This window comes from Streptomyces sp. NPDC051738, assembly GCF_044453205.1.
Classification (GTDB): Bacteria; Actinomycetota; Actinomycetes; order Streptomycetales; family Streptomycetaceae; genus Streptomyces.
Map to the genome: position 1 here is coordinate 94719 of NZ_JBITCM010000018.1, position 11447 is coordinate 106165.

The 11447-nt window shown below is 71.5% G+C and carries 10 protein-coding genes; all 10 read right to left on the bottom strand.

Translation table 11 applies throughout. The annotated features are described in order from the left end of the window. Positions 1 to 40: 40 nt before the first annotated feature. On the bottom strand, positions 41 to 526 hold the full coding sequence (locus ACIA8X_RS34900; RefSeq protein ID WP_399459976.1) for an aminoglycoside phosphotransferase family protein: 486 nt from the start codon (positions 524 to 526) through the stop codon (positions 41 to 43). A 330-nt stretch (positions 527 to 856) separates the two neighbouring features. Further along, positions 857 to 1252, bottom strand: coding sequence for a VOC family protein (locus ACIA8X_RS34905; RefSeq protein ID WP_399459977.1), 396 nt, complete (start codon positions 1250 to 1252; stop codon positions 857 to 859). Positions 1253 to 1479: 227 nt separating this feature from the next. After that, positions 1480 to 2019, bottom strand: coding sequence for a hypothetical protein (locus tag ACIA8X_RS34910; RefSeq protein WP_393446628.1), 540 nt, complete (start codon positions 2017 to 2019; stop codon positions 1480 to 1482). 94 nt (positions 2020 to 2113) lie between these two features. Next, complete coding sequence (locus ACIA8X_RS34915) at positions 2114 to 3346, bottom strand: glycoside hydrolase family 88 protein (RefSeq protein ID WP_399459978.1); 1233 nt, start codon at positions 3344 to 3346, stop codon at positions 2114 to 2116. Positions 3347 to 3458: 112 nt separating this feature from the next. Then, positions 3459 to 5372 (bottom strand): glycoside hydrolase family 97 catalytic domain-containing protein, encoded by a 1914-nt coding sequence (locus tag ACIA8X_RS34920; protein ID WP_399459980.1) that lies wholly within the window; start codon positions 5370 to 5372, stop codon positions 3459 to 3461. Between the two features lie 57 nt (positions 5373 to 5429). Then, positions 5430 to 7766, bottom strand: a complete 2337-nt coding sequence (locus tag ACIA8X_RS34925; RefSeq protein WP_399459981.1) for a glycosyl hydrolase family 95 catalytic domain-containing protein — start codon at positions 7764 to 7766, stop codon at positions 5430 to 5432. 143 nt (positions 7767 to 7909) lie between these two features. Further along, positions 7910 to 8917 carry a sugar kinase gene (locus ACIA8X_RS34930; protein WP_399459982.1) on the bottom strand — a complete coding sequence of 336 codons (1008 nt, stop codon included), beginning with the start codon at positions 8915 to 8917 and terminating at the stop codon, positions 7910 to 7912. Positions 8918 to 9074: 157 nt separating this feature from the next. Continuing rightward, positions 9075 to 9977: an SMP-30/gluconolactonase/LRE family protein gene (locus ACIA8X_RS34935; protein WP_399459983.1), complete on the bottom strand. Its 903-nt coding sequence runs from the start codon at positions 9975 to 9977 to the stop codon at positions 9075 to 9077. Continuing rightward, on the bottom strand, positions 9974 to 10606 hold the full coding sequence (locus tag ACIA8X_RS34940) for a bifunctional 4-hydroxy-2-oxoglutarate aldolase/2-dehydro-3-deoxy-phosphogluconate aldolase (RefSeq protein WP_393446639.1): 633 nt from the start codon (positions 10604 to 10606) through the stop codon (positions 9974 to 9976). Before ACIA8X_RS34940 ends, ACIA8X_RS34935 begins: the two co-directional genes overlap by 4 nt. A gap of 14 nt (positions 10607 to 10620) precedes the next feature. Beyond that, positions 10621 to 11442, bottom strand: coding sequence for a hypothetical protein (locus ACIA8X_RS34945; RefSeq protein WP_393446641.1), 822 nt, complete (start codon positions 11440 to 11442; stop codon positions 10621 to 10623). Between the last annotated feature and the right edge of the window lie 5 nt (positions 11443 to 11447).

Consider the following 11447-nt stretch of genomic DNA (forward strand, 5'->3'; position numbering starts at 1 on the left):
ACGCCGCGTACTCGAGCCCCTTTCGCGGAGCCGTGGGAAGTCAGCGCAGAGCGCTCGCGAAGAGGGCGCGGTTGGCGATCGTGTAGTCATGCTCACGCCTGGACCAGGCGATCCGGGCCATGACCTGTTCGTTGTCGGCCACCCGCGGCTGCGGTGCGTCGAGGTGCTGACGCCACCAGAGGGCATTGCGGGTTTGGCGGTCAAGGATGGCGTCGACGAGGCTGCCGCGCGCTGAGCCGTCGAGCCCGTAGGCGTCGGCGAGGGTCCGTACCTGGATTGCCTGTTCCGGGGCGGGTGGGCCTTGTGGCTTGGAGGAGATGCACCAGGTCCAGGCCATGTATCCGAGGTCTTCGAGGGGGTCACCAGGGCCGGCCGTGTCGAAGTCGATGAAGGCCTTCGGCCGGACCTGGTGGAAGACGGCGTTGTTCGGGCCGGGGTCGTGGTGGCAGACGACCGGATGATCCGCGGCAAGGCGGCTGCCGCGCGTGGCCTCATGCAACGAGCGCAGAAGGGTGCCGGCAGCCACGACCTGGTCGTCCCTCCAGACCTGGAATCTGGCCGGCACTCGGCCAGGCAGGTACGTGAACGTGTCCCGGCCGGTGTCGTCGAGCCCGAGATATCGCGGTGCGCCGTGGAATCCGCGTTGGTGAAGATGGTTCAGCAGCTCGGCGACGAAGGCCGACCTGGCTGTGACGGGTCGCCGGACAGTGTCGCCGACACGGACGATGCCTTGAGTGATCCGCCCTCCGGACAGTGGTACTTCGTCCTCTCCCGTGTTCACGGGTCCAGCTTCTCGTGTTCTCGGCCTATCCGTTCGGCATCCGGTTGAGCGCCGAAAACACAGTCGTCGTGATGGTCACCGCGTCCGCTTCTGGTTGACGCCGATGACGTAACCGTCGGGGTCGGTGAAGTAGAAGAGCTTGTCGCCGTGGTGCTCCGTCACGTCCTTCTGGATCGTGACCAGCGGCCGGATGCGCTCCACGTAGGAGTCGAAGTCGTCGACGGCCAGGTAGAACATGCCGAAAGCGCCGACCGGGGTGTCCTTCAGAACGGGCAGCCAGCGGCGCAGGTGCTCGTCGCGGTGGACCATCAGCGCGAACTCGCCGTCGAAGAGCAGGATGCGCAGGTCGTCGTCCGGGTCGTTGCCGGCGGGCAGGGCGGAGAAGCCGAGCTTCTCGTAGAAGTCCACGGTCGCCTGGGTGTCGGACACGCCCAGGCACGGGGCGATGGCGGGAGGCTTGATGAGGATCACTCCTTGAGGAGAACGCGAGCAGAAGGGGCGGAGCTCCTCATGGCCATACGCCCTGTCCGAGAAGTCCCAGCGGAAGCATTCCTTCCGTATAGGACGGTTCGCGTCCTATACGGCAGCGACTCGCAGGGTTTTCACACGGGTGAGGGGGCGTTCCCGCCGCGGGCGTCCGGAAGCGTGCCGGTTCCGCGAAACACCTCCCGCTCACGGCCGCCGAAACGGCACTCGCCCTACTCCGCCGGGAAGAGCCGCAGCTTCGCGGTGTCCCCCGCGATGGCGAGAACGGCGATCGACAGCTCGTTGACGGTGGAGGGTCCGCCCTGGTCGGGGCGCTGCCCGAAGAGGTTGGAGGTGAATCCGGTCGCGTCGACCGAGCTCAGGTCCACGCCCTCAGCGCCGACGGCGCTCACCGTGAACGGTCCCGCCCGAAGCCCGGCGGCGCGGGGGATCTCGGAGCCCTTGGTCACGACGACCGTGCAGCTTCCGTCCGCACACGCCCGCAGCTCGGCCGGTGTCGACGGCTTCATCGGCTTCACCGCGGTCGGCGACGGCGATGAGGAGGGCTCCGTGGGCGTTGGCGAGGCGGGCGACGCTTCGGCCGAACGCGAGGGTGCGGTCGGCTCGGGCGCCCCCGTGTCGTCGCCCGAGCCGGAGCCGCAGCCGGTCAGCGCGGCGGCGAGAGCCAGGACGGCACAGACGGCCCCCGCCGCGCCGCGCGCCGCAGACGGCCTGGCCGTACGGCGGCGGGCCGATGTATCCGATGTGGTCATGGGACCGTTCTAGACGCGGGTGCCCGGGAGGGGTCCCGCGTCCCCGTCACCCCCGGTGTCGGCGCGTTTTCCGCCGCACGGCTCAAGGGGGAGTTCAGACGGCGGACAGGTCGATCGCCCGGTCGACGTCCTGCGGCTGGAGCACCCGCAGGATGCCTTCCAGCAGGTAGTAGTCGGCGTACGGGAGGGAGATCTCGATGCCGTCCTCGTTCGGCCGGTGGCGGGTGCAGCGGGCCACGGCGGCCTCCGCGCGGGTCGAGTTCCTCGTCAGGCAGGTCTCCGACAGCGCGGTGAGCAGCCGTAGCGCCACCTCGCGGTAGGTGTGTCTGCCGGTGGCCTTGGCCAGGTCGAGCAGGCCGCACGCCATGATCGCGCCGGCCGAGGCGTCCTTGATGTCGTACGGCTGTTGCGGGGCGCGGTAGTCCCAGACGGGGACGTGGTCCGCGGTGAGCGCGCCCACCGCGAAGTCCGCGAGTCTGCGGGCGGTGGCCAGGAACTCGGGGTTTCCGGTGCGCCGGTACATGGTGGTGAATCCGTACAGGCCCCATGCCTGCCCGCGCGACCAGCATGACGTGGGGCTGTATCCCTGGACGGTGTTCGGGCCGATCGGGGCACCGTCGGCCGGGTCGAAGTCGTACACGTGCGGGGTCGATCCGTCGGGGCGCAGGAAGACCCGCTGGGCGGTCTTGGCGTGCTCCACCGCGATGTTCAGGTACTTGTCGTCACCGGTCTGACCGCTCGCGAACGCCAGCAGGTCGAGGTTCATCATCGTGTCGATGATGACCCGGCCGGCGTTCCGCTCGTCGTTCAGCGCGCCCCACGCCCTGATGAAGCGCCCGCGCGGGTTGTAGCGCTGGATCAGGGAGTCGGCCGCCCGCAGGGCCCCGGCCCGCCAGGCGCCGTCGCCCGTCAGTCGCCAGGCCGTGACCCATGACGGGTAGAAGAGGAACCCGAGGTCGTGGGTGCCGGTGTCGTACTGGCGCGGGGCCAGCTTCTCGGCTGACGCCTGTGCCCAGCCGCGGAAGGCGTCGTCCTTGCTGTAGAGCCATGCCATCCACAGCGTGCCCGGCCAGAACCCGCCGACCCAGTCGCCGTTCTGCGAGTAGGTCCACTTCTCGAACTTCGTGCCGACGGGGAAGGCCGTCACGGTCGGCGCGACGGTGCGGACCTTGCCGACGGCGTAGTCGGCCGCCGCGCGGAGTTTGTGCAGGGTGGGTGCCGGTGTCCTGACGGTGGACACGTCCGCGGCCGCGGCCGGTGCCGACACAGCGGACAGCGCCGCCACACCGGCCGCCGAAGACAGCACCGTACGCCGGGAAACACTCATGCTGATCCCTCCAACTGGTCATCGGGGGAAAGGAGTTGACCGAGCCTTGCATGACCGGCGCACCGCTGTACACCCACGTGAGAATTGTTCATGTATATGAACCTGTAGAGGTTCAGCGGTAGCAGGTGGTGACGCCCGGCTTCCAGGGGCAGGCGATCCCGGCGAAACCGCCGTTGGCAAGGACATCGACGACCAACGTGTCGCCACCGCGCAGAACCTGACGGTCCCGCACCAGCCCCTCGGTGCCGTCCCGGACCGTCTCGACCAGCCATCGTCCGGGGCCGATCGTCAGTGGCACCTCGGCCGCGCGCGCGGCCCCGGCGTACACCCCGCCCAGGAACCAGCGGTCGCCGCTGCGGCGGGCCAGCACCGCTTCCTGTCCGGGCTGACCGGCGAGCAGGCGGGTGTCGTCCCAGGCGGCGGGGACCTGCTCGAAGTAGGCGCGGGCGAGCGGGCGGGCGTCGTAGGACTCGGGTGTGCCCGCGAACATCTGCATGCCCGACTCGTAGGCGACGGTGAGCCCGACCTCGGCCGCGTCGGTGTTGGGGCGCAGGCCGACACGCTGGAAGGCGCCGGGCGTGAAGTCCATGGAGCCGATGACGTTGCGGGTGAAGGGCAGGGTGGTGAGGTGGGCGGCGGTGTTGGTCCGCTTCTCCTCTCCGGCGACGCCCTCCAGGGTCATGACGTGCGGCCAGGTGCGCTGGATGCCCTTGGGGATCGTGGAGCCGTGGAAGTCGATCACGAGGTGGTGGGCGGCTGTCTCCGCGAGGACGGTGTCGTACCACTGGAGCATGGGCTGCGCCTCGGAGTCCATGAAGTCGATCTTCACGCCCTTGACGCCCCACCGCTCCAGGGTGGGCAGCCACTGGGCGCGCTCCTCGGCGGTGTCGAGGTCGCGCTGGTGGATCCAGACGATGATGCCGACGCTCTTGGCGCGCCCGTACTCGACGAGTTCCGGCAGCCAGCTGTTGGTCTGCCAGTTCGGGTCGGTGGTGTCCCACTCGTCGGCCTTGAAGTACCAGCCGGCGTCGACGGCCTCGTAGGGCCAGTTCCGCTCGGCGGCGTAGTCGACATACGCCTTCTGCGCCGCGAGGCTCTGCCCGGCCGGGCGGCCGCCGGCGAGCCAGGTCCACAGCACCGTGCCGGGCCGGATCCAGGAGGTGTCGGCGACCTTGGAAGAGGGTGCGAGGTCGTCGGTGAAGGTGGAGCGGGTGACGGTGGCGAGGTCGCCGGTGACCATGGCCCGCCAGGGGGTGCCGCGAGCGCCGTCGGTGCGGACCCGGTCGTCGGCGAGCTTGATCCGGTAGGTGCCGGTGCCCTGGTCGTGGGCGAGGCGGGCGCCGGAGTAGGCGCCGGTGAGGTCGGATTCGGCGAGCAGGGTGTAGCCGCCGTCGGTGGCGAAGAGCGCCTGGTCGGAGTACTCGCCGGAGGGCGCGGTCGCCGCCGTGTACGGGGCGAACTGGCCCTCGTTGTCGACCCGGTAGGTGCTGAGCCACGCACCCGCGTCCGGGGGCAGGTTGAACGCGGAGGTCTCGCCGAGTACGTCGCCGCCGCCCGCGGGCAGGACGTACCGATAGGCCACTCCGTCGGCGGAGGCGCGGACGACGAGGTCGAGGCGGGCGCCGGCGTCCGTGGCGAAGGTCAGCCGGGTCTCGTTCATGCGGACCCGGCGGTCGAGCCGTTTCCCGGACTTCGTCCGGTACCGCTCGTCGATCGTGCGGTCCTTGCGGTGCAGGAAACGCAATCCCTTGGACAGGTCGGCCCGTTCGGTGACGATGCCGACGGGCGACGGTTCGATGACCGTACGGCCGTCGCGCGACACCGAGAGGCTGAGCGTGCCGGTGGTGTCGTCCAGGGATATCCGGGCGCGGGGTGCGTGGGGCGCCTCGGACCGGGCTGCGTGAGGTGCAAAGGACACGGCCCAGGCCTGGTCGTGCTGTTCGGCCCGTGCGGGCGCCGTCGTGAGGAGTGTGGCGGTCAGGCCGGCGCAGAGCGCGGCTACCGCGGTTCTGGTCGGAACAGCCATGAGAACCCTCCGAGATGTCATAGGAACCCTCCGAGATGTGTGGCCTGTTGCGTGGCCCTACGGCAGTCCCCAGGCCGCGCCGGGTTCGCTGACGGCGACGGGCGCGATGACCAGGTCGGGGCGGGAACCGGAGTGGACGAGGACCTCGCGGCCTCGGGGCAGGTCGATGGCGAGGGTGCCGTCGCCCAGGTCGTGGGTGCGGGCCGGGGTGCCGTCGTCGAGGAGCACGGTGAGGGCGCCGTCGAGGCCGTGGCGGAGCTTGAGCGGTTCGCCGGCCAGGCTCCTGATCCGGATGAACCGGGTCTCCCCCGCCGCGCGGACGGCGCTGACCAGGAAGGCGCCCTGCGTACGGAAGTTGTGCAGGGTGACGTCGGCCCAGTCGGACGGGACGGCCGGGAAGACCCGGATCACACCACCCCAGCTCTGGCAGAACATGTCGTGCAGGGACTGCGAGGCGGACAGGGGCGTCTCGATGACCGGACCGGCCTCGGTGTAGTGCGTGTTGGCCTGGCACGGGTAGCTAGTGCCGGTGTCGAAGAACTTCCGCAGATAGGTGATCGCGGTGTCGCCGTCGCCGGTCATCGCGTGGATCGAGGCGGCCCCGGTGTAGCTGTAGCCCCGGTGGGCGCCGGTCAGCGCGTGCCAGTGGGCGACGGACTTCGTGATCAGGTCGCGGTTCTCCGGCTGGTCCCAGTTGACCAGGTACAGCGGATAGACCATCAGCAGGTGCGAGTAGTGGCGGTGGGACTGCGCGTACGGGGTGTCGGCGCCGATCATGAAGCCGTTGTCGTCGACCGGGTACGGGGTGAGTCTGGCCAGGACCTCCTGCCAGCGCGGGACCAACTCGTCGTCGCGGCCGATGAGTTCGGCCGACTCGATGAGGGTCCGGCAGCCCCAGCGGATCAGGGCCAGGTCGTAGTTGGTGTCCTGGGGCGGCACGACCGGGTATTCGGGCGAGAGCGTGCTGGGCAGGTGGAGCCTGCCGTCGCTGCCCGGGGTGAGGAAGTGCAGGTAGTAGGTGATCGCGCGGCGCAGCACCGGGTAGATGGTGTCGCGGAGCAGGGCCTGGTCCATGGAGTGCCGGTAGGACAGCCACGCGTTGTGCAGCGCCCAGGTGAGGTCGCCGGTCTCGGCTCCGGTGCCGGGCCGGCCCACGCTCCGGTTGGCGAACATGTCGGAGCTGCGGCCGACGCCGGAGCTGTCCGAGCGGTAGGCGGCGGGCACGTTGGCGATGAGCTGTTCCTGGTTCTGGCGCAGGGTGGTGGCCAGGGCGTCGAGTTCCAGGTGGTTGGAGCCGTGGATGAGCCAGTACTCCAGCTGCACGTTGAGGTTCCACCAGACCGCGGGCCAGGGCGTGGGCTCCAGCCAGGGCCCGCAGGTGGCCATCACGGGGCCGCCGGCCCGGCTGGCGGAGGCGACCTTGTACAGCTGGATCCAGTGGAAGCTCTGCAACCGCTGGTCGGGGAACGAGACGAAGCTCTTCCGGTAGAACGCGTGCCACCAGCGGGTGTGCCGTCGCCGGAGGGCGCCGTACGACGTGGCGCGCCGGAGGTTACGCAGCGCGTCGGCCTCGGCGGCGGTGTCGGAGGGGTGGCTGTGTCCGATGCTCAGTAGCAGGTCATCGCCCGTGCGGCGGTACGCGGTGGCGGTCTGGCCGCCGCCGGTGAGGGGTTGGAGCACCTGCTCGGTGCCGTCGGTGGTGGACCGGGTGATCCAGGGCGGGTTGGCGGTGTACCCGGTGGGCGGGGCCTCGCTGATCTTGCGGGGACTGATGGCCTCCTCGGGGTGGAACGTCCAGACGACGCGTTCGTCGCCCTCGGCCGTCACGCGGACGGCGAGGACCTCGTCGTGGATGAGGGCGGAGAGGGTGAGTTCGCCGGCTGTGGTGGTGACGGTGCCGGTGAGTTCGGCGTTCCACAGGCTCAGCCGCCAGTCGACGGAGACGATGTCGCCGACCGGGTCGAGCGTGAGGTGCCCGACCGGGAGGCGGCAGGTGCCCCAGCCGCTGCCGAACTCCGGCCGGTGGTCCTGGACTCGGCCGTGCTGGACGGTGAAGCGGATCCGATGGGCGCCCGGATCCTGGTAGACCATGCTGCCGAGCAGGCCGTCACCGAGGAACGGGCCCTCGTACCAGCGGGTCGGCAGCCTGCTCCACAGCAGATCCTGGCCGCGCAGGAACCTCGCCCAGGCGCCGTCGGTGGTCATGGTGTCGCGAAGTCTCCAGGGGCGTGAGGCGCCCCCTGCCTCCGGGCCGTCGAGGGCGGACGGCCCCGTCCGTAACGGCTCTTCGGCGTGGGCCGTCCCGGGCAGGGCCGCCGCTGCCGCGCCGCCCAGGGCGGTGCCGAGTACGGCTCTGCGGGGCATCGGCGAGCGTTTCTCCGGCTGCGAGGTCATCGTTGTCCTCCAGACCTGACGGGTCGTCAATGCATCGGGTGCATCTGATACATCGGGTGTATCTGGGGAACGTAGGCACCTTGCGTGCACCTGTCAACGACTCGGAGGCCGATGCATCCGATGTATTGGGATGACCGACCGGCCTACCGTCCCCGCTCGGCCCACTCCCGTACGGAGAGAGCGAGCAGCGCCTCCGTCTCCTGCGGGTCGGGCAGGGGTCCGTGGTCTCCCGTGACCCGGAGGGCGGAGGCGGCGGTGAGATGGCCCAGCCGCAGGGCCCGTGTGGTGGTCGTGCCCCGCAGCAGGCCCGCGAGGAAGCCGGCCGCGAAGGCGTCACCGGCGCCGACGGGCTCCACCACCGTCACGCGCGGCGTCGGCACGGTGTGGACGCCCTCGTCGGTGAACGCGGTCGCGTCGTTCGCACCGTCCTTCACCACGAGGATGTGGGGACGGGGCAGGAGCGCCCTCACGCCCGCCGACGTCAGCCCCGCGCCCCACAGCGCCTGCGCCTCGTCCAGCCCGACGAAGACGATGTCGGCCCGGCCGGCCAGCTCGCGCAGCACTGCCGGGGCCGACCCGTCCGGCCAGAGGGCGGCTCGGTGGTTGACGTCGAAGCTCACCGCGTACGGGCGTGCGCCGGGCTCGTCGGCCAGGGCGTGGGTCACCAGGTGACGGCACGAGTCGGACAAGGTCGGCGTGATGCCGGTCAGGTGCAGCAGAGACGCGGTGCGCACGGGCGGGCCGTCCAGCGCCTCGGGGCCGAGGGCGGAGGCGGCCGAGCCGCGCCGGTAGTAGTGCACGCGTGTCCCCGCGGGGGCCGGGTCCTTGACCAGCAGGCCGGTCGGGCGATGGGGGTCGGTACACACATGCGACACGTCGACGCCGGCGGCGGCAACGGTGGCGCGCACCCGGTGTCCCAGGGGGTCGTCACCGAGCGCCGAGAGCCAGGCGACGGGGATGCCGTGGTCGGCCAGGTACATGGCGACGTTCGACTCGGCCCCCGCCACCGACAACCGCAGGTGTGCCGCGTCCCGCAGAGGGCTCGGCGGGTCCGGGGCCAGGGCCGCCATGGTCTCGCCGACGCAGACGACCGGGCCGGGGGCGGGGCGCCACGGGTCGAGTGTGCCGGGTTCCCGGTGGGCGGCGGTCATGCCAGGGTCCCGGTGAGCAGAGTGATGCCGGATTCCCGAAGAGGTGCCGTCATACCGGGTTCCCGAGGCACGGCGGTCACGCAGGATCCCCGACGAGGGGCCGTCATGCTCGATTCCCGGTGAGCAGCGGTCACACCGGTCCCCCGACAGGCAGCCGTCACGCCGGCCCCCCGGTCAGCGAAGGAAGCTGCGCGGTGTCGAGCCGGCAAGCGGGCGTCGGAGTGCCGGGCACGTCCACGCGGGCCGTGAACAGGGCGCCGTCGTCGTCACCCGGTACGGCCAGGCCCACGCGGGCCGTTGTGATGTGCAGGACGTCCTGGACGAGGCACACGCCGGCCGGCTGCCGTGCCGAAAGCCGCAGCGTGCGGTCGAGCGTGCCGTCCGGCAGATGGCGGCGCACGGTGCCGGTGCCCCAGACGGCGATCCACACGGCACCTTCGACGTCGACCACCATGCCGTCGGGGCTGCCCTCACGGATCGTCAGGAACTCCTCCGGCGTGCCGAGTTCGGCCGTCACGGGGTCCACGGGATAGCGCCGGACGACGCCCCGAGCGCTGTCGGCGAGGTACATGAGGCTGCCGTCGGGAGTGAACGCCGGTCCGTTGGGCACGGTGATGCCCTCCAGTACCCGTACGACCGTGCCGTCCCGGTCGACCCGGTACAGCGAACCGGCGCCCTCCTCGGCGTCGTACGCCATGCTCCCCGCCCAGAACCGGCCGAACGGGTCGGCGACGGCGTCGTTCATGCGCATGTTGCGGATGCGTGTACCGGCGTTCTCCTCCGGCCGTGCCAGCCAGTCGACCGTGCCGTCGGGGCGCAGCAGGCAGATGCCGGTGCCCGCGGCGGCGATCCAGGTGCCGTGATGACCGGCGACGGGGGCCACGGCGCCCAGCGGGACGGGGAGTTGGGCCACGGTGTGCAGAGGTGCCGTCGGGTCGTGCGGGGCGTGCAGCAGGCGGCCGGCGAGGATGTCGACGAGGACGACGTCGGTACCGGTCCAGCGGATGCCCTCGCCCAGTTCGAGGCGGTCGGGACGGCCGGGGCGCAGGTCGGCGGTCATGGCGTCGCCTCGGCCACGAGGGTGCGGAACAGGCGGGCGCGCTCCCTGAGCGCGGTGATGCTGCCACCGTCGGCGGCGTCGCCGACGAGGGGTGAGCCGACGCCGACCGCGAGGGCACCGGCCGCGAGGCAGTCGCGGGCGACGGCCTCGTCGACCCCGCCCACCGGGACGAACGGAGTGTCCGGGAACGGGCCGCGCAGCGCCTTCAGATAGGCCGCTCCCCCGGACTGCGCGATCGGGAAGATCTTCAGCGCGGCCACTCCCATGGCCTGCGCGGCGATGATCTCGGTCGGGGTCAGCACGCCGGCGAGGACCGGCATGCCCAACTCCCGCGCGGCGCCGATGCCGTCGCCGAGCCCCGGGGTGACGGCGAAGTCGGCTCCCGCGCTGTGTGCGGCGCGGGCGTCCTCGGCGGTCAGGACGGTGCCCACGCCGAGGGGGCGGTCCGGGCCGAGGGCGTGCCGGGCGCGTTCGATGACGGAGAGGGCGTCCTTGCCGGAGAGCGAGACCTCGACCAGGTCGACTCCCTCCTCGACCAGGGCCAGCACGGTGTGCAGCGCGGCGTCGGGGTCGTCGCCCCGCACGATGGCGACCAGGCGGTGAGTGGCCAGCGCGGCTGTCAGGTCCACGGGCGGTGCTCCTTCTAGGTGGGGGGCGAGGGGCATCGGCAGAGTGCGCTCAGCGTGAGTCGCCAGCGGATCTCGCCCGACGGCGGTACGCGCGCCGCGTCGTCGGGGCCCGCGTCGGCGAGGTCGAAGACTCGGCCGAGCATGGGCTCCACGCCCGTGCTCCGGTAGGGACGCGGCCGGGGGTAGCCGGCGAGGTTGCGCCACAGGGCGATCGACACGGGTTGTCCGTCCGCCCGCAGTTCCAGGGCCAGTCGGTCGCCGCCGTCGTGCACGCAGCACAGCGCTGTGTCGACCACGGCTCCGACCGCGGTGCCGTCGTCGGGTCCGAGCCGGTGGAGGGGCAGTCCGTGGGGTGTGGGCCAGCGGCCGGTGATCCAGGGTGCTCCGGTGGGCCAGTTGTCGCCCACGAGGGGGGCGGCCTCGGGGAACAGGCGGGTGGTGGCGCCGGAGGGCATGTGCAGGGTGGCGTCCTGGGAGAGGTCCAGCAGGGCGTGCGCGGCCCAGACGAAGCGGAAGCCGGGACGCGCGGTGAGGGTGTAGTCGACCTGGGCGCCGTCGGCCGTGGCGCGGACGGTCCGGGCGAGTGTGAAGGACTCGGCCTCCACGTGCTCGGTGTCGCCGGTCCGCGTCCACGGGCGCGACCAGACGTCTCCGTGGTCGGGCAGGCCGCGGACCGTGGGGACGCACTCCTCCAGCCCGCCCGCGTCCACGAAGGCGTCGCCCGGGACTGCCTTGTCGCGTTCCGGTGCCGTGCGGTGCCAGAGCCATTCGCGGCCGGGTGAGCGCAGGGAGGTCCATCGGCCGCCGTGCGCGGGGTCGGTGGTGATCTCCAGCATCGACG